General features: G+C 68.9%; 13 protein-coding genes and 1 tRNA gene. 3 read left to right on the plus strand and 11 right to left on the minus strand.

What is annotated here, in order from left to right:
* The 6 genes from ACW18A_RS03555 to ACW18A_RS03580 form a co-directional block, all read right to left on the minus strand.
* Window positions 1–558, minus strand: a complete 558-nt coding sequence (locus ACW18A_RS03555) for a GNAT family N-acetyltransferase (protein ID WP_492023432.1) — start codon at window positions 556–558, stop codon at window positions 1–3.
* Window positions 555–986 carry a hypothetical protein gene (locus ACW18A_RS03560; RefSeq protein ID WP_492023433.1) on the minus strand — a complete coding sequence of 144 codons (432 nt, stop codon included), beginning with the start codon at window positions 984–986 and terminating at the stop codon, window positions 555–557. The genes ACW18A_RS03555 and ACW18A_RS03560 overlap by 4 nt, the downstream gene beginning before the upstream one ends.
* A gap of 12 nt (window positions 987–998) precedes the next feature.
* The gene (astB, locus tag ACW18A_RS03565; protein WP_492023434.1) at window positions 999–2,333 is read right to left on the minus strand and encodes an N-succinylarginine dihydrolase; all 1,335 of its coding nucleotides are present in this window, start codon (window positions 2,331–2,333) and stop codon (window positions 999–1,001) included.
* On the minus strand, window positions 2,330–3,793 hold the full coding sequence (gene astD, locus ACW18A_RS03570) for a succinylglutamate-semialdehyde dehydrogenase (protein ID WP_492023435.1): 1,464 nt from the start codon (window positions 3,791–3,793) through the stop codon (window positions 2,330–2,332). Before astD ends, astB begins: the two co-directional genes overlap by 4 nt.
* Window positions 3,790–4,797: an arginine N-succinyltransferase gene (locus ACW18A_RS03575; RefSeq protein ID WP_492023436.1), complete on the minus strand. Its 1,008-nt coding sequence runs from the start codon at window positions 4,795–4,797 to the stop codon at window positions 3,790–3,792. The genes astD and ACW18A_RS03575 overlap by 4 nt, the downstream gene beginning before the upstream one ends.
* A 177-nt stretch (window positions 4,798–4,974) precedes the next feature.
* Entirely contained in the window at window positions 4,975–6,225 is a 1,251-nt protein-coding gene (locus tag ACW18A_RS03580) for a hydrolase (protein WP_492023437.1), read from the minus strand.
* A 962-nt stretch (window positions 6,226–7,187) separates the two neighbouring features.
* Between ACW18A_RS03580 and ACW18A_RS03585 the strand changes: the two genes are divergently transcribed.
* Window positions 7,188–7,706 (plus strand): hypothetical protein, encoded by a 519-nt coding sequence (locus tag ACW18A_RS03585; RefSeq protein WP_492023438.1) that lies wholly within the window; start codon window positions 7,188–7,190, stop codon window positions 7,704–7,706.
* Here ACW18A_RS03585 and ACW18A_RS03590 read toward each other — a convergent pair.
* The 3 genes from ACW18A_RS03590 to ACW18A_RS03600 all read right to left on the minus strand — a co-directional run bounded on the left by ACW18A_RS03590 (window position 7,703) and on the right by ACW18A_RS03600 (window position 14,164).
* Entirely contained in the window at window positions 7,703–12,001 is a 4,299-nt protein-coding gene (locus tag ACW18A_RS03590; protein ID WP_492023439.1) for a translocation/assembly module TamB domain-containing protein, read from the minus strand. The two genes, ACW18A_RS03585 and ACW18A_RS03590, sit on opposite strands and share 4 nt — an antisense overlap.
* Window positions 11,998–13,776, minus strand: coding sequence for an autotransporter assembly complex protein TamA (locus ACW18A_RS03595; RefSeq protein ID WP_492023440.1), 1,779 nt, complete (start codon window positions 13,774–13,776; stop codon window positions 11,998–12,000). The genes ACW18A_RS03590 and ACW18A_RS03595 overlap by 4 nt, the downstream gene beginning before the upstream one ends.
* A 130-nt stretch (window positions 13,777–13,906) precedes the next feature.
* Window positions 13,907–14,164: a hypothetical protein gene (locus ACW18A_RS03600; protein WP_492023441.1), complete on the minus strand. Its 258-nt coding sequence runs from the start codon at window positions 14,162–14,164 to the stop codon at window positions 13,907–13,909.
* Between the two features lie 157 nt (window positions 14,165–14,321).
* Here ACW18A_RS03600 and ACW18A_RS03605 point away from each other — a divergent pair, with 157 nt between their 5' ends.
* Window positions 14,322–16,061: an ATP-binding protein gene (locus ACW18A_RS03605; RefSeq protein ID WP_492023442.1), complete on the plus strand. Its 1,740-nt coding sequence runs from the start codon at window positions 14,322–14,324 to the stop codon at window positions 16,059–16,061.
* Here ACW18A_RS03605 and ACW18A_RS03610 read toward each other — a convergent pair.
* Both ACW18A_RS03610 and ACW18A_RS03615 read right to left on the minus strand, forming a co-directional pair.
* On the minus strand, window positions 16,058–17,125 hold the full coding sequence (locus ACW18A_RS03610) for a CaiB/BaiF CoA transferase family protein (protein WP_492023443.1): 1,068 nt from the start codon (window positions 17,123–17,125) through the stop codon (window positions 16,058–16,060). The two genes, ACW18A_RS03605 and ACW18A_RS03610, sit on opposite strands and share 4 nt — an antisense overlap.
* Window positions 17,126–17,216: 91 nt before the next feature.
* Window positions 17,217–17,293 (minus strand) — tRNA-Lys (locus ACW18A_RS03615).
* Window positions 17,294–17,463: 170 nt separating this feature from the next.
* On the opposite strand from ACW18A_RS03615, the gene ACW18A_RS03620 reads away from it, so the two are divergent.
* Window positions 17,464–18,126, plus strand: a complete 663-nt coding sequence (locus ACW18A_RS03620) for a hypothetical protein (protein WP_492023444.1) — start codon at window positions 17,464–17,466, stop codon at window positions 18,124–18,126.
* The last annotated feature ends 1 nt before the right edge of the window (window position 18,127 follow it).

Consider the following 18,127-nt stretch of genomic DNA (forward strand, 5'->3'; position numbering starts at 1 on the left):
TCACTTTTCCCCGAAGTCTGCGGCACCATCCTTCAAGGATTTGCCCATCCTGACCAGAGGCACGGGCACCCCGCCGCGATCGTCTTCGAACCGTTCGATCTCGCGATAACCGGCGGCCAGATACAGCGGCTCGCCGCCGAGGGTGGCGATCAGTTCGACCCGGTCATAGCCCTCGGCGTGGGCGGCCGCCTCGCACAGATTCAGGATCATCCGCCCGATGCCGCGCCGGACGAAGTCGGGATGGGTGTACATGGCCCGCACCCGCGCCGCGTCGACGCCTGGCGTCAGAAGCGCGGGCTCCCGGCCCGGTGTGTGGTCACCGCCATAGGCGGTGATCCTCCGGCTCCATCCCCCGCACGCCGCCGCGACCCCATCCGCCTCGATGATGAAATAGGTGCGGTCGGTCACCAGTTGGCTGTCCACGCCCATGATCATCCGGCTGGCCGCGATCTGGTCAGGCGTCAGGAAGTCCGCCAGCGGCCCCGAGATGGCCGCGTCCATCAGCCCATGCAGGGCCGGGATGTCGGCCTCGGTGGCGATACGGTGCGTCAGGCTCATCGCCCCGACAGCGCCGGCCAGGCGATCCAGGTGCCGACGGCGTAGCAGACGCCATAGACCAGCACGATCAGCGAGCTCCACAACACGAACGGCAGGACGCCGCCCGGGTTGACGATCAGGACCGGGATCAGCACCAGACCTCGCAGCAGATAGACCGCCGAGATCAGCACCAGGGCCGTCCGCATCAGCGGCAGGCGCGGAATCAGTCCTGCTCCGGCGAAGGCGTAGGCTGCCCACACCGCCAGCACGGTCGCGATCCCGATGGTGACCAGGGTCGGCGTCAGCGCGCCCTGTTCGGCCATCCGGGCCATCCCCTCGCCGGCACCGAAGAACCGGTACCAGGACGGCCCGCCCGCGATCACCGCCAGATGCAACAGCGACGCCGCGGCGCTCAGACCGCCACCGACAATCAGGACGGGGTTCTGCATTTTCGGTTCCGGTCAGGTCCGTTGGAAGGGATAGAAGTCGCCGCCCAGCCCGAGCAGGGTCGTCAGTTCGTCCAGTGCGCCCCGGCTCTCCTCGATCAGGGCCGGGTCGGCGAGGTCGGCGGGTGCCAGGGTGTCCCGGTACCAGCGGCCGGCCCAGGCGGCCAGACGCCCATGCAGGTCCCCGGTCAGTCGCATCGCCGGGTTTGTCGCCGCCAGCTCCGCCTCGTTCAGCGCCACCCGCAGCCTCAGGCACGCGGGCCCGCCGCCGTTCCGCATCGACTGGCGCACATCGACATATTCCACCCGCCCGATCGGCCCGTTGGAGGCGACCAGCCCCTGCGCCACCGCATGCGCCCGCGCATTGTCGCGCGTCTCGGTCGGACAGATCAGGGTCAGCCGATCCTCGCCGGGCAGGGAGACCAGCATCGAGTTGAACAGATACGACGAGATGGCGTCGGCCAGCGGCAGGTCCGCCGAGGACACCTCCACGAACACCGGCTCGAACCCGGTCGCCGCCGCCCGGATCGCGGCATGGGTCCCGGCCGTGTCCTCGAACGCCAGCTCATGGTGGAACAGGGTGTCCAGCGCTCCGACGCAGACCACGTCGTTGTGGAAGGTGCCGCCCGCGATCGCCGCCCGCGACTGCTGCGCCAGCACCGCGCCCGAGGCTCCATGCCGCCGCGCCACGGCCTCCGACGCCTGCCGCGTCTGCCGGGCAGGGTAGGGCCCGTCCCAGTGCTCGAACGCGTCCCGCCCCCAGACCAGCAGGTTCACCCCCGGCGCCCCATGATCGGCGCACAGCCGCACATGGTTCGCCGCCCCCTCGTCGGACAGATGGCCGACAGCGGGCAGGGCGTCGTGCACCGCGAACCGCGCCGGATCGGGGAACAGGGCGTCCAGCGCCCGTTTCGTCTGCGCATGCTCCAGCGAGCGATGCAGATTGGTGTGCAGGTTGGCCGGGGTGAAATGGACCCGCCCGTCGGCAGCGTCCGCGCCCGGCGTCACCGTCGCCGCATTGGCGGCCCACATCGGGCTGGCCGAACAGGCGGCGGCGGCGAAGGCGGGCGCGTCCTTCCACGCCTGCTCCAGCACCCGCGCGTCGGTGCCGGTGAAGCCCAGCGAGCGCAGGAAGGGGATATCGGGCCGCTCGTGCGGGGGCAGCACGAACTGCGGCAGGCCGAGGTCGGCGAGCCGCATCATCTTGTCGAGGCCCTGCAGGACGGCGGCCCGGGGGTTCGACGCCTCACCCTTGTTGAGTCCGGAGGCCAGGTTGCCGGGGCTCAGACCCGCATAGGAATGGGTCGGTCCGATCAGCCCGTCGGCATTGGCCTCGATCGCGACAGTCAACGCAGCCCCCTGATTTCGCCTTCGATGTTCTTCACCGCCCCGGCCTCGAAACTGGCCACCGGATAGGCGCAGTAGTCGGCGGCATAGTAGGCCGACGGCCGGTGGTTGCCCGACGCTCCGAGCCCGCCGAACGGCATGTCGCCCGCGGCGCCGGTGGTCGGCCGGTTGAAGTTGACCACCCCCGCCCGGATGCGCCGGATGAACCGGTCCCAGTTCGCCGGATCGTCCGACACCAGCCCCGCCGACAGCCCGTATCGCGTCGCATTGGCCGCCGCGATCGCCGCCTCGAACGAGGCCACGCGGGTCACCGACAGGAAGGGCGCGAACATCTCCTCGTCCGGCACATCGACCCCGGTCACGTCGAGGATCGCCGGCTTCACGAAGGCGCCCGGCAGGTTGTCGACCGGACCCGACGCCCGGATCACCCGCGCGCCCAGATCGATCCGCTGTTGCAAGGCCGCCAGGGCCTGCTCCGCCGCCCGCTGCGAGATCAGCGGCCCGGCATAGGGTTCCGGCGTCGAATCCCACGGCGCAAAGATCAGCCGTTCGACCAGGGCTTTGACCGCCTCGACGATCGCATCGCCCTGCGACCCCTCCGGCAAGATCAGCCGCCGCGCGCAGGAACACCGCTGCCCGGTCGTCACGAAGGCCGACTGCACCACGATGCCGGCCACGGCCTCCGCATCCGCCGCATCCCAGACCACCAGCGGATTGTTGCCGCCCAGCTCCAGGGCCAGAATCACATGCGGATCGTCGGCGAATTTCTTGCGGAAATGCGCCCCCGCCGCGCCCGAGCCGGTGAACATCAGGGCGTCGATCGGCTGGTCCAGCAGGGCCGCCCCCACGTCGCGCCCGCCCTGCACCAGGTTGAACACCCCGGCCGGCAGGTCGGCCTCCTCGAGGCATTCGGAGATCAACTGCCCGGCGTGCGGCGTCTCCTCCGACGGCTTGAACACCACGGTGTCCCCCGCCAGCAGGGCCGGCACGATATGGCCGTTCGGCAGATGGCCCGGGAAGTTGAACGGCCCCAGCACCGCCGCGACCCCATGCGGCCGATGCCGCAAGGTCGCCGTCCCGAACGCGGTTTCCGCCGTCCGCTCGCCCGTCCGTTCGTCATAGGCGCGGATCGAGAGATCGACCTTCCCCGCCATCGATCCCAGCTCGGCGGTGGTCTCCCAAGACGCCTTGCCGGTCTCGCGCGAGATCGCCTCGGCAAAGCCCGGTGCCCGCGCCTTCAGCGCCGCCTGATAGCGTTTCATCGCCGCGACCCGCTCGTCACGTGGCCGGTCGGCCCAGTCCGGGAAGGCTGCCCGCGCCGCCTCGACGGCCGCCCCGACCTGGGCACCCGACGCCTCGTTGCCGCGCCAGACCCGCGCCTCCGTCGCCGGGTCGAACGAGGCGAAGCCGTCGCCGGCGCCCTCGGCCCAGGCGCCGTTCAGATACAGTTTGCCGTCGGTCATGATTTTACCCTCACGATGTCGCCAGCGCGCACCTTCAGCGCCGCCGCCGTCTCTGCCGTCACGCGGACCGTGTCGCCCTCGATCGCTGCCCGCGCCCGCACGGCCCGGAAGGCCTCGACGCTGTCGGTCGAGACCAGGGCCGGCAGTTCGGCCTCGAACTCCTCCGACACCACGACCGACTGTCTCCGCGCGTCCCGCACCGTGCGGATATGATCCCTCGGACAGGTCACCGTCGGCCCCGCATCAAAGATATCCACCAGCCCGTTCGGCCGGAACCCTTCGCTTTCCAGCAGGGCCATCGCCGCCACGCCCTGCGGATGCACTTTGCCGATCACCGCCCGGGCCGGTTCGGGCAACAGGTCGACATAGATCGGATGGCGCGGTGCCAGGTCGAGGATGAATTGCTTGTCCGTCGATCCCGTCATCATGTCGGCCTGGTCGAACGGCATGGGGAAGAATTTATGCGCCACATGGTCCCAGAAGGGGCAGGCCCCGTCGGGTGTGAACACCCCGCGGAGTTCGGCCAGAATCGTCTCTGCGAACAGCTCCGGCTGGGCCCCGATCAACATATAGCGCGACTGGCTCAGCAACCGCCCGGCACCGCCCTTGCGCCGATCCGCCTTCAGGAACAGCGACCCGACCTCGGTCCAGCCCTTGCATTCGTGGACCAGGGTCAGGGTCTGGTGGTCCAGCCGGATGCCCAGGGACGGCGACTGGGCCGGAGTGTTGGAGATGCGGAACGAGAAGAACGGCCGCTTCATCCCGACCGTCGCCTTGACGCTGGCGATGCCGTCAACGTCGCCGGTGTCGGTCTCCTCCATCATCAGGGTGAACCAGCGGTCGGGCACGGGAATGGCACCGGTGAAGCTGTCACGGCTGACATCCAGCCGGTCCGACAGCTGGTCGGGATCTTCGGGCAGGCTGGTGAAGCCCGGACCCGACAGTATGGCCAGTTCCAGCAGGTGATCGAGGTCGGCGGGCCCGGCGGGACGGACGACGAGCATCTTAAATCCTCCCCCGTCTGGGGTGGAGGAAGGATCGCATGTGATCCGACGACGGGACCGCGAAGCGGTGGAGGGGGCTGGCCGCGGACACCGAGCGCGCGGTGAGCCCCCTCCGTCTCTCCGCTGCGCTCCGAGCCACCTCCCCCGACGGGGGAGGATTAGTTCTCGACAGCCTCATCACATCGTCTCCAAACGCAACTGCTTCAACTTCAGCGCATCGATCTCGCCGGAGGCGATCTTGCACAGCATCAGGGTCGACAGCTGCGCCCGCTCGACGAAACTGTCGGGCCAGGCGAACTCCTCGGATGAATGGATCAGCCCGCCGCGCACACCGAGGGTGTCGATGTTCGGCAGGCCGGCCGCATGCAGGTTGTTGCCCTCGCACACCCCGCCCGACGGCGACCACGCTATGGCCTGGCCCAGCAGGGCACCGGTCTCGCGCACCGCTTCGAACAGGGCGGTCTGGGAGGCATCCATCGGCTTGGGTGCCCGCGTCATCCCGCCGTGAAGGTCCAGCGTCAGCCCCCCGAACGGCGGCGTCGAAACGATCTCGCCGATCGCATCGGTGATCCAGGCCGAGGCCTGCGTATCCGGCACACGCACATTGAACCGCACCACGGCATTGTCGGCCACGACGTTCAACGCCCCGCCGCCGGAGATGCGCGCGACATTGACCGTCACCCCCTCGCGCCGCCCGTTCAGTCCATGCAGGGCCGCCGCGATCATGGCCGCTCCGGCCACGGCGTTGGCGCCCTCGTGGAAGGCGCGACCGGCATGGGCCGCCTTGCCGGTGACGATCAGGTGGTAATTGCCGCTGCCCTTGCGTGCCCCCGCCAGCGTCCCGTCCGCCAGCGCCGGTTCATAGGTCATGCCGACATGCCCGCGCGCGCCGAGCTCGGCCAGCAGCGGCGCCGAGGCCGGCGAGCCGATCTCCTCGTCGGGCGACAACAGGACGGTCCAGCCGACCCGTTCGCGCCCGGGGTGGGTCTCGAAGGCCGCCAGCGCGCCCAGCATGACGGAGATTCCGCCCTTCATGTCGGCGATGCCCGGCCCGTTCAGCGCGCCATCGGGACGCGTGACGACGCTCTGGAACGCGCTGTCGGCCGGATAGACGGTGTCATAATGGCCGGTCAGCACGACCTGGATCGGCGCCTCCGGTCGCGCGACGATCTTCAGTGCGTCCGCCTGCGCCTGCGGTCGCACCGTCCCGTCATCGCTGACCGTGGAGAAGCCCCGGGTCGGGATGCGCTCGCCCTCTGCCGGCAGTCGCGCCGCCACCGCTTCCAGCAGAGCGAGGGTCGCATTCAGACCTTCTGCATGATCGCTGCCGGAGTTGACGTTCGCCCATCGAACCGCGCGGTCGATCAGATCGGCCTCGCCCCGCCCGACCAGGTCGAGGGCGGCCTGATCCTGTGGGAGAATCCGCATGCCGGGTCTTCTAGCCGGGGCAGAGAGAAAGGTGAAGTCATGGGTGTTCCCTCTCCCGGCGGGAGAGGGCTTGAGGCTCGCAGAGCGTAGCGATGCGTCTTGGCCGAAAGGGTGAGGGGCACCCCCTCACCGGTGAGCGCCAGCCCCTCACCCTTTCGCGTTTCCAATCGCTGGCGCTCCTGGACGCTCAAGCCCTCTCCCGCCGGGAGAGGGTTCAGCCCCCCAGACCCATCAACACATCCGCCCAGGACCCCAACGATTTCAATGCCCGGGCCGATTTAGAGCCTTTATGTGCGCCCCCTCCCGAACCGCGCGTACACTGTGTCCGTCCCGTCGCGTGGGGAAGGCGTCCTGGGCCCAGGACCCGGACGTGCGACGGGGTCGATCGCGGGGCATGCCGGGGCGAAACCCCGGGTCCGGCGGCGCACTGGGTGCCGTCGCCCGTCGTGGGCTTCAAGCGGGTTGAGGACGAACCGGACTGACCAGGACCTCGGGAAGAGGAACCCGAGGTTGCCGGTGGAATAAGCTTCCCACCCCCGCACGCTTGCGAAAACCGGTCGAGCGGAGCCGAGGCGACCACGCCGAAACTCTACACACAGGCTGACGTCGGCGACGGCGTCCGCCACGGTCCCGGGCGAGATCGCCCACGGCTCCGCCGCTTCCCCGCCCCGTTCACAGCGGAAGAGCGATGAATCACGTCTCCTCCCCGTCCGAAGGATGGGGAGGTGGCAGCGAGCCTTTTCGCGAGCTGACGGAGGGGGCGACACGGCGATTGGAGTGAGGGCGGCCGGTGTTCGTCCGGTGAAACCCGGTCGCCCCCTCTGTCACGCCCCCAAACGGGGCCGCGCCACCTCGTCAGTGTCGCCGGGCGGCGAACAGGGAGGAGACAGGATCGAATCGACGATATTGCGCACCCCGCCGCCATCATGTAAAACGTGCTTGTCATTTTGGAGGAAAGACATATGAGCGACTGGCTGAAGGCGATGAACCCCGCGAGCCCGATCACGACCGAGGCGGAGGCCGAACGCGCGGCCAGGGCCAGCGCGATCGCGATCTTCATCGGCGTGGTGGTCGGACTGGTCAGCCTGGCCTGGACGATTGCCAATCCGGCCACGATGCAGGACGCCGTCGCGACGGCATCCCAGGGAGACGCGGCGGCCGAGGCCATGGCCAACGCCTCGCTTCAGGCCGGTCTCTGGATGGCGGGCGGGCTGGTCGCCGTCCAGTTGATCCTCGGCGTCGTCCAGTGGCGCAATCCGGGCAAGTTTATCGCCGTCCTGTTCATCGTCCTGATCGCCCTCGGCATAGCCATGTCGCTCGCCTCGCCCCTGATGACGGCCTCCATGCCGAACGTGCCGGTCACGCCCCTGTGGCAGATCGGCCTTTCGGTCGTGATCATGGTCGTCCAGCTCGTGCTCCACATCACCGGCCTCAAGGGTATCAAACAGCGGGACCGGATCCAGATGGAGCAGTCGCGCTAATCCGCGTCCGCTGAACTGTTGGGCCGTCGGTCCTCGGCTCCGGTTCCCGGAACCTGGGACTGGCGGCGCCAGCGGATGGACAGGGTCGCGTCGCCCTGTCCACCGAACTCGGAGCTGATGGCCAGGTTCCTGCGCACCTGCCATTCGACGTTGACCGCCGCCCCGCCTTCGCCGCCGCCGATGATCTCCAGATAGACGTCGTCGGTGATGTAGCGCCCGCCCGCTACGGTCAGGGCCGAGGCCTCGCCGCCGAAGGACAGTCGGTCCAGCCCGGCCAGTTCCCTCAGGTTGCCGATCACATCGAACCCGCCGCCGCCCGCCAGGGAGGCGACACCCGCCGCCAGCTGGGCCGCCTCGAACGGCGACAGCTGCGATGCCGACCGGCCGAACAGGACCTGCGAAAGGATTTCGTCCTGGGGCAGGGCCGGGGCCGAGGTCAGCAGGATCTCGGGCCGCGCCGCCGTCCCGGTGACCCGGATCGTCGCGGTCAGGGCCGGGTCCTCGCGTACCGCCGACAGGTTCAGGCGGATGCGCGCCGGATCAGTGGACAGGGAGACCGAGCCCCGGTCGTCGAAGACGAACCGCTTGCCCGCGAAATCATAGTCGCCGCGCACGACGGCCGCCCCTCCGGTCAGAACCGGCTGGGAGACGGTACCGCGCACGCGGGCGTTGACGCTGAGCAGGACGTTCAGGCCTCGACCCGCCACCCGGACGATGCCGCCGCGCGAGCGCAGACGGATGTTCATGCCGATCTGGGGCCCCCGGCTGGGGCCGTCCTCGGCCTCGACCGGATCGCCGCCGGGGCGGTTGATCTCGACCACATCCATACCGACGATGCCACTGGAACCCGGCGGATTGGCCTCGATCCGCGCCTCGTCGATGTTGATCTCCCCTGCCAGGGTGATATTGCCGTCGGCCGCCCGGACGACGGTCAAGGGACCCGAGGCGCGACCCTCGGCGATCTCGTTGTCGATGATCCTGAACCGGGTCAGGGCCAGTTCGAAATTGGACCCCGAGCCTTCCCGCAGGCCGATGCGGCCGTCGCCGGAGACCGTCCCGCCGGCACCGTCGTTGGCCGTGAAGGTCTGGATCAGGGCGGTCGTGTCATCGAACCGGCTGGCCAGGGTGATGGCGTCGAGCGTCAGGCCGATGCCGTTGTCGCGGAAGCGGCCGTTCTGCAGGTTCAGTCGGCCGGTGATCAGCGGCGCTGCGAGCGTGCCGTTCAACAGGGCGCGGCCATCCACCTGACCGGCCAGGGTCCGTTCGCCGCCGAAGAAGACGTCCCAGATCGGCTGGATCTGCCCCCGGACCATGACCTCGCCGGACATGGGTCGGGTCCGGGCGATGGCCAGACGCAGCGGCGCGGCCGAAGCCTCGACCGGCAGGGTGATGTCGGCGGTGGCGCGGACGGCGTCGGTTCCGGCCGCATTGGCCTGGATGCGCAGGATGTCATTGACCAGAGTCGCATTCACCGCGCCGTCGACCGACAGTCCCCGGGGCGCATCCACGCTGCGGAGCTGGGCCAGTGTGACGTTGGCGGACCCCGACAGGTCGTCGCCGGCCCCGCGCAGGGAGACTCGGCCTGTGACCCGGCCCCGCAGATCCGGCGCAATGGAACCCAGTTCGACACTGGTCAGGTCGGCCTGGACCACGACGGCATCCGAGTCCTGACGCAGTTCGCCGAGCAGGATGCCGCCTCCGATCGACAGGTCGACCCGGGCCACGCGGCCGTCTCCGGCCAGGGCGACCACGGCGGGATTGCGCGTCGAGAAGGCGACGTCGCGCACCCTGCCTGATCCGCTCAGCGTGACGCTCTGCGCCTCACCCTGCCGCGAATAGACGCCCGACCCGTCGAAGGAGACCGGCGTGCCGCCCCCGACATCGGCCTTCAGGGTGAAAGGCAGTCGGTTCAAGGTGCCGCGTCCGTCCAGCTCCAGCGAACGGATCACATAGGTCGAACCGGCGAGGCGAACGTTGGAGCCCGTGACGTCGAGGATGGCGGTGTCGTCGCCCGCCCCCTCGGTCAGACGAATGCGACCGTCCGCCGTTCCGGAGGCCAGGAAGGCACCGGGGCGGGCCGTGAATGTCAGGTCCGCGCTCGACGGCGTGTTGTTGGCCAGGGAAATGGCCCCCTGGGCCGTTATACCGCCGGCATTCAGGTCGACATCGGTCAGGCGGATGCGATTGCCGCCGAGGAAGAAGGTCCCGGCCGCTCTCGCCGGCCCGTAGTTCGATCCGGCCGTCATCACGATGCGACCATCGGAGGCATCCGCGCCCTGCCGGAAACTCAACACCATGTCGGCCTCGGTCAGGGTCAGGGGACCGGCCGCGAGACTGCCGAAGGCGGCGGTCAGGTCGACGCGTGGCTGGGCGAGGGTGCCGGTCAGGGCACCCTCGCCCGTCATCGCCCCATCGATGGCGACGGGTCCGACGCCGAAGGGGCCCTGCGCGTTCCAGTTCAGGGCAAGACGCAGCCTGCCCTGCGGCTCGATCAGGCCTCGGGCCGAGGCTGTGCCCGCCGCTCCGGTCAGGACGCCCTGTTCGACGGCGATGCGGCCGTCGTCGAGATTGCCGGCCAGTTGCAGCCGGGGCGTCGCACCCAGAAGGCGATCCAGTTCGGCCATGCCGGTGGTCAGGCGTCCGCCTCGACCGTCGAAGGTCAGGATCCAGGGCGCGCCGCTGCGGGCTGAGGACGCCTGGATCGGCCCGCCGAAGGTTCCCCGGGCACCGGTCCGGATGCGGCTGACGTCAGTGATATCGGCACGCCCCCGGAAGCCCAGCCCGCCGGTCAATCCGCGCCCGCCCGAACCGGTCACGGTGAGGGCCTGACCACGCACATCGACCTTCTGAAGCAGGATGGCCCCGTCGGCGAGCCGAGCGGCCTCGAATGACAGGCGCGGCGTCGCGCCGAGCAGGGCTCCGACGATGCCCAGGCTGCGGCCCCCCGCGACGGCCAGGTCACCGGTCAGGCCGATACGGCCGTTGTCGGCGGAAATGTCGAGCGGGCCCGCGATCGTCCGGGCCGCGTAGCTGGCGAGGTCGGCGTCCGCGAGGCGGAGATTCCCGTCCAGTGTCCAGCGTGCGGCGTCGCCCGTGAAGACGCCGGTGTAGGTGGCCGCCCCGCCGCTCGTCGCGCCGACGAGCCGGGTCACCGATTCGGTCGAGACCGTCAGCGCCACGCCGTCCGGCGCGCTGCGGTCGCCGAGGCGGATCATGCCCCGGGCGCTTGATTGAAGGTTCTCCGATGTCAGCCGCCAGGCCATGCCCTGAAGGGCCTCGTCGCTCGCGTCCGGCACGGAGGCGAAGCCGAAGCGGGCCGTGCGACCGATCCGCGCCACGAACGGCGCCAGCAGGTCCGAGCCGCTGAAGTCGAAATAGCCCGAGATTCGCGACCCCTCCGGGCCATAGCGGCCGCGAACGGTGAGGGGAGTGAAGTCGCCGGTCCGGACTGTGGCGTTGACGATGTCGCCGTTGATCAGGGCCGAGGCGAAGAAGGGTTCATCCGGCGAATAGCCGAGGGATCCGGCCAGCGGCCCGCCCTGGGCCTCGCTCGCCCGCAGGGTCAGGCGCAGATCCTCGGGCTTGGCGCCGAGCGTGGCGGCGACCCGCAGGAAGTCGCCCGGTCTGTTCAGGCTGTAGGCGGCGACGTTCGCGACCTTGTCTCCGGCGCGCGGGACCAGGGCGTCGCCGGTCAGCCGCCAGCGACCATACTCCTGCGAGAACCCTTCCAGCAGTTCGATGTCGGCGGTGAACCTGTCGATATCGACGCTGATCGGCATCGGCTGTGGGGGCTTGCCGTCCGGCGGGTCCAGCTCCGGCCGACGCAACAGCCGGATCGTCTTCGCCGTGATGTCCGTGGCGTGGAATCGGCGAGTGACCAGTGGCCAGTAGCTCCAGTCCACGCGGACATCGCGGGCCTCCAGCCAGACGCCCTTCTCATCGGTGATGGTGACGCGAGCCAGGGTGAAGTCGTCGAACAGGTCGCCTTGCAGACCCTCCACATTGATCCGGCCATACCGGGAGATTTTCTTGCCGGCGACAAAGCTGGTGACCAGGTCCCGCCCCGGTCCGGACACCAGATACATACGGCCGCCGAAGACCAGAACCAGGGTCAGGACAAGCAGGCCCATGAGAGCGAACCCGCCGAAGAAGGCGATGGCCTGAAGTCGGGTGCGGCGCCGCTTCTCAGCCTTGGCCGGGGCTTCGACGGTCGTTTCCGGCGCAACCGCTTCGACTGCTCGCTTCTTGCGCGGGGTCGGCGGGCGACGAGGGGGCTCGGGGGTCGGATCGTTCAAAACGCCTGACCGATGCTGAAATAGACCTGGAAGCCTGCGTCGCCTTCGCGCTTGTCCAGCGGGAAGGCGATGTCGGCGCGGATCGGGCCGAAGGACAGATTGTAGCGGGCGCCGATGCCGACGGCGTAGCGCAGATTCGAGAAGTCGGGCGTTTCCTCGAAACCGATGGCGCCGGCGTCCACGAAGCCGACGACGCCAAATCCCTTGCCCAGGTCGTGACGGACCTCGGCCGAGAACTCGAACAGGGAGATGCCGCCGCGCGGTGTGTTGTCGGGAAGGCGCGGACCGACACCCTGATACTCATAGCCGCGCACCGAACCGCCGCCGCCGGAATAGAACAGCCGGTCCGAAGGCACGCTGAGTTCGCTGCCGCCGATGATCGATCCCAGCCGCGTGCGGCCGGCGAGGACGGTGCGGGCGTTGTCCTGCACCGGCAAATAGGCCGTAAGCTGGGCCTCGGTGCGCAGGAACAGGACGGCGTCCTCGCCCGTGACTGCGGTGGGCTGGACGTTCAGCGTCATGCGCCAGCCGTTTGTGGGGTTCAGCGGGTCGTTCGACTCGTCGATATAGGCGCTTCCGCGGCCGGTCAGGATGGCGAGATCGCGGTCGAAGCTGATCGGCGCCTGGGTGACGGGATCGAACCGGTTCTCGCTATATCGACCGGCATCCAGACCGACGCCGTAGCTGTAATACGAGGTCTTGCCGATTCGCTGGCGCAGGTCGGCGGACAGGACAGCGGCGGTCCGGCGATAGGCGTCGGTGTCCTCGTTCACCACGGCGGCGGACAGGGCCAGGGCCTCGCCCGGCGTCCGCCAGTGCGGCAGGCTGAGGTCGGCGCCGATGCGACTGTCGATATTGGCGATCCGGGCCTGGAACCGCAGGGTGTCAGCGCGTCCGAAGCGGTTGTACCAGGTCCAAAGTCCCTCCACGCCCGAGCCATCGGCGGTGGAGAAGGTGGCACCCGCCTCAAGGATGCGGCGCGGCCGGTCTGTCAGGGTGATCACCACCGGACGGTTGCCTTCCGGCGTCGTCTGGTCAGCCGCCGTCAGGGCCACCGCGACTCCGTCATAGACCCCGGTCTCCAACAACCGCCGCTCGAGTTCGGCGACCAGTTCGGGATCATAGCGCTGGCCCTCGTTCCAGGGCGCGAGACCCGTGACCCAGTCCGGATTCGTCGGCCCCCTCGTCTCGACCCGCACGCCGTCGAGGCGAACCAGGGGCCCCGAGTTGATACTGAAGGTCGGAGCGACAGTCAGTGCGGCGTGGTCGACGACAACGCGGCGCGGTTCCGTCACGGCGTCGGGGTAGCCGTCCCGCGCCAGGCGGGCGATGATCCGGCCTTCACCGGCGATGACGTCGGCGGCCCGGCCTGGATTTCCGGGTTCCAGCCCGATCTCCGCCTGGGCAGTGCGGATGACTTCGGGTTGCGGTTCGGGTGCGACCCATCGGATCGCCGGATCCGTGAGCACGAAACGCGGGCCTGGCATGATCTCGACGATCGCCACCGGATTGTCCTCGCCTTCGACGACATCCGCCAGAACAGGCTGGTAGTAGCCTTCAGACCGCAAGAGGGCCTCGGCCGAGGCCATGGCGGCTCTGGCCCGTCGACGGGCGTCGAAGCCGTTTGTAGGCGGCCCGTCGGTCTCGCCGATGGCACGGACCAGGGCCGCGCGCAGTTCGACATCGAATTCGCCGCGAATCTGGGCGCGCGGATCAGCGGAAGCCGCGCCCGCGATGCCCGGAGCACCCAAGCCCAGCACCGCCGAGACGAGCACGGCAGAGATTCGGGGAAAGGAAGAAGACCTCGACTTCAATATGCAACCCTGTTCGGCGACCTGTTCCGGACCGGACCAGGCTCGCCAGAGGCCCCCCTCAATCAGCGAATCGGGACGACCTGGGGGCCGATCAATAGAACAGGGTTTCGCTCTCTGGCTTAACTGTCTCCTCCGAAGAGCGCTGTTCGGGCGGCAGGGTTGAGGTCGGCGGAACGTCGGTCGGCACCGTGGTGTCTGCGGCGGCGACGCCTTGATCGGTCGCCGCTGGCACCACGGGCGCCTCGATCGGCGGCGGTGCGGTCTCGGCCTGCCGGGACGCGGGGTCTTCGCAGCCGGCGACAGCCAGGCCGGCGACGCCCAGGGCCGCGAGCAACATCAAACGCTTCATTTCAAATCTCCCCCGGAGTGCGGCGTAAAAACGCGCCGTGAACAGGCCGGTTCCATAGCCTGTCCGTCGTTCCCGGTCACGCCGGATCAACGGCGTTGTGGCAACCAATCCTTCGTCTATTGGCGCGACACTCCGCTGAACGGGAGAGGGCTCAAGAATGACGGCGAACGGCTATGCCATGATCGCCCAGGTGCGTTTCCGCGAACTGAGGACGCGGATCGGCCTGGCGGCGTTCATCGCTGTGACCGCCTGGTTCCTGACGCACACCTTCTGGCCAGCCGTCTGGTTCGGGGCCGTCGTGGCGACGCAGGCGCTGGACTGGATCGTGTTTCGGCCATTGCGCCAGCGTCCCGACGTCGAGCCGTCGCGGGGCTACAAGATCGCCATGTGCGCCACAGCTTCGGTCAATGTGATCGTCTATTCCGGTATCGCCGCCTATCTGTGGGCCGCCGGCGGGGATGTGGGCCGGCTGTTCGCCACCGTCCAGGTCGCGGGCGGCCTGCTGCACGTCAGCCTGCACATGCACCACGTGCGGCCGCTGCTGTTCTCGGCGGTCATTCCCCACAGCCTATATTTCCTCGGCATGCCCATCGTCGGGGCGCTCGTCGACGGCAAGCCGCAGGAAATGCTGATCGCCATAGGGGGGCTCCTGTACATGATGCACCTGGTGGTCGCTGTGCGGCAGAGTTCCATGACCACGACGGCCCTGCAGACCGCGAACGCCGAGGCCCGTATGGAACGCCAGAAGGCCGAGGTCGCGAGCGCCGCCAAGTCCGACTTCCTCGCCGTGATCAGCCACGAGATTCGCACGCCCATGAACGCCGTCATCTCGGCGGCCAACCTGCTGCGCCGGACTCGGCTGGACCGGGAGCAACGCGAACATGTGTCGATGCTGCTGGACGCTGGCGACGTGCTGGTCGGCCTGCTGAACGACGTGCTCGACCTGTCCAAGATCGAGGCGGGCAAGATGACGCTGGAATCCTCGGTGATGGACCTGCGCGAGAAACTGGGATCGCTGGGCCGGCTCTGGGGGCCCAAGGCCGAGGCCAACGGCGTGCGCCTGAAGATCGAGATCGAGCCCGGCGTTCCCGACTGTGTCCGGACCGATCCCCTGCGTCTGCAGCAGATGCTGTTCAACCTGCTGTCCAACGCGGTGAAGTTCACCGATGAGGGTTCGATCGTCGTTTCGATCGACTGGCGTGCGGAAGACAACCGCTTGATCATCGCGGTGGCCGACACCGGCGTCGGCATTCCGACGGACCGGCTGGCGACCATCTTCGACAGTTTCGAGCAGGCCGACGCCGGCACGACGCGGAAATACGGCGGCACCGGTCTGGGCCTAGCGATCAGCCGTCGCCTTGCCGAAATCATGGGCGGTCGGCTGACCGCCGAGAGCGTCGAGGGCGAGGGGTCGACCTTCGTCCTGAGTTTGCCGATGCAGGCCGTGGCCAAGCCGGCACCCGAGACGCGCCGTCGCGTGGCCGAACAGACGGGGCTGCGGGGCAAGGTCATCCTGGCGGCGGACGACCACGCGGTGAACCGCCGCATCCTGTCCCTGTTGCTGGAGCCGCACGGCTGCACGATCCTGCTGGTCGAGAACGGGGCAGAGGCGGTGGAGGCGGCGAAGACCCAGCGGTTCGACGCCATCCTGATGGACATGCAGATGCCGGTGATGGACGGGCTGGAGGCCTCTGCGCAGATCCGGGCCGGCGGCCTGAACCGACGCACGCCGCTGATCGCCCTGACCGCCAATGCCATGGATGTGCACCGCGCCGCCTGGGATGCGACCGGCGTCCACGCCTTCCTGACCAAGCCGATAGACCCTGCGCTGTTGGCTGCGACCCTCGCCGAGGCCTGCGCCGAGGCCGTCGACGAGGACGAAGCCCGGATAGCCTAGCCCCAGCGAGCGAGGGCATCCGCCAGGGAGATCGCGCCCGCGGGCTCGATCTGTGCGACCTGACCATCGAAACGAGGGGCTGGAGAGGGTTGGGGCGGTGACCCGGCGAGGGTCTGGCGCGCCTTGTTGTGCGGATGATCGGCAGCCTCAGCGAACGTCAGGACCGGCGTGACGCAGGCTTCGGTTCCAGCGAAATGCGCGGCCCATTCGTCCCGGTTTCGAGTGGCGAACAGGGCTCCGAATGTCGCTTCGAGCGTGAGCCAGCCGCTGACCGGGAACTGCGGCGCTTCGGCGGGGTCGAGATCCAGTCCGGCGAGCAGGGCGGCGTAGAAACGCGGCTCCAGCGCGCCGACCGCGACGAACCTGCCATCGGCGCAGGCGTAGCAGCGGTAGAAGGGCGCGGCTCCGTCCAGCAGGTTCGAGCCACGGTCGCCCGACCAGTGACCGCTCGCCGTCATCGAGAAGAACAGTGAGGAGAGCAGCGCCGTGCCGTCGGTCATGGCGGCGTCGACGACCCGCCCCTGGCCGGTGGTCCGCGATTCGATGATGGCGGCGAGGACCCCCGTGACAAGCAGCATGGCCCCGCCGCCATAGTCTCCGACGAGGTTCAGCGGCGGCACGGGCGGGGAACCTGCCTCGCCCATGGCGTGGAGCGCGCCGGTCAGGCCGATGTAGTTGATGTCGTGGCCGACGGTCCGGGCCAATGGCCCGGTCTGGCCCCAGCCGGTGACGCGGCCGAAGACGAGTCTCGGGTTGCGCGCGGCGCAGTCCTCGGGCCCGAGGCCGAGGCGTTCCAGTACGCCGGGGCGGAAGCCCTCGATCACGGCGTCGGCGCCGGCGATCAGGTCGAGGACGCGGTCGCGGTCGCCGGGTGACTTCAGATCGACCACGACGGCGTTGCGGGCCCGGTGCATGACGTCGTTGCCGACATCGCCGAAGGCCCCGGCCTCCGCGCGGCATAGGCGCAGGACGTCGGCCCCCAGGTCGGCCAGGACCATGCCGGCGAAGGTCACGGGACCGAGGCCGTCGAACTCGATGATACGGACGCCGGAAAGAGGTTTCATCCTCGCTTGCTAGCGGCAGCTGGGAGCCCGGTCGAGTTCACGCAAGGGAAGCGGCAGAGGCTTTCTCGGGCCGTTGACGGCGGAGAAACGATGGTACGTCCTCTCGGGCTCGAACCGAGGACCCTCTGATTAAAAGTCAGATGCTCTAACCAACTGAGCTAAGGACGCACATCGTGGTCGCAGAACGGCTGGGCCGTTTCGCGGTTGCGCCTTCTGGTTCATCGCGCCGGTCGGGTCAAGGGCTGTAGGCCGTCTTCCTTTTCTGATGATGTCTTTTGGCTTCGTGGACTCCGGTCCCGCGCCCGGTATTGTGCGCCATCAAAAGGGGATGGACGGGCATGCGCGGTTTCGGATTCATGGCGGCTTCTGTCGCGCTCATCGGCCTTGCGGGCTGCAACCAGACCGAGGGCAAGGCGGACGCCGCCCCGGCCGTGGCGCAGGCCGCGCCGCAGCCCAGCCAGATGATGCAGGAGACCTTCGTCGACTGCACCTGGGGCGAGACCCAGGGCTCCGGGCTGTCGGTCTGGAGCTATGCCTGTCCGCAGGCCGGCAATACCCACATGGTCCATGACGCGAGCCTGCCGGGCTTCGCGCTCGAAGGGACCTATGACGGCCAGACGTCGCGCAGCCCGACGATTATCGTGTTCAAGAAGGCCGCCGACGCGCCGATCGACGCCGTCCTGGCCGAGATCCGGACCAAGTCGCCGGGGCCGCACACGGCCCAGTGCGTGCTGGCGCGCCCGACCTATGACGGCGTCGCCGAAGGCATCTACCACCTCGTTCCGCCGGCTCCGGTCAAGGCGCAATGGGAGGCCTTCTCCTCCGGCGAGGGCGACGCGGAGCCGATGGAGCCGCCGTGCGGCGATCTGGGCGAGCAGATGTCGGGTGACCACGTCTTCTATGTGCTGGACGGCGACCCGACGACGGTGCTGTGGGTCAACTTCGGCAGCGAGATCCAGCCGTTCGAGGCCGCCTCGATTCGCCCGCTGAACGCGGGCTAGG

Source organism: Brevundimonas sp. AVps5, from assembly GCF_058681515.1.

What these genes read in the sequence shown, in the direction of transcription:
- ACW18A_RS03555 (WP_492023432.1), bottom strand. Translation starts at nt 558, where the DNA reads ATGAGCCTGACGCACCGTATCGCCACCGAGGCCGACATCCCGGCCCTG.
- ACW18A_RS03560 (WP_492023433.1), bottom strand. Translation starts at nt 986, where the DNA reads ATGCAGAACCCCGTCCTGATTGTCGGTGGCGGTCTGAGCGCCGCGGCG.
- astD (WP_492023435.1), bottom strand. Translation starts at nt 3,793, where the DNA reads ATGACCGACGGCAAACTGTATCTGAACGGCGCCTGGGCCGAGGGCGCC.
- ACW18A_RS03575 (WP_492023436.1), bottom strand. Translation starts at nt 4,797, where the DNA reads ATGCTCGTCGTCCGTCCCGCCGGGCCCGCCGACCTCGATCACCTGCTG.
- ACW18A_RS03580 (WP_492023437.1), bottom strand. Translation starts at nt 6,225, where the DNA reads ATGCGGATTCTCCCACAGGATCAGGCCGCCCTCGACCTGGTCGGGCGG.
- ACW18A_RS03585 (WP_492023438.1), top strand. Translation starts at nt 7,188, where the DNA reads ATGAGCGACTGGCTGAAGGCGATGAACCCCGCGAGCCCGATCACGACC.
- ACW18A_RS03600 (WP_492023441.1), bottom strand. Translation starts at nt 14,164, where the DNA reads ATGAAGCGTTTGATGTTGCTCGCGGCCCTGGGCGTCGCCGGCCTGGCT.
- ACW18A_RS03605 (WP_492023442.1), top strand. Translation starts at nt 14,322, where the DNA reads ATGACGGCGAACGGCTATGCCATGATCGCCCAGGTGCGTTTCCGCGAA.
- ACW18A_RS03610 (WP_492023443.1), bottom strand. Translation starts at nt 17,125, where the DNA reads ATGAAACCTCTTTCCGGCGTCCGTATCATCGAGTTCGACGGCCTCGGT.
- ACW18A_RS03620 (WP_492023444.1), top strand. Translation starts at nt 17,464, where the DNA reads ATGCGCGGTTTCGGATTCATGGCGGCTTCTGTCGCGCTCATCGGCCTT.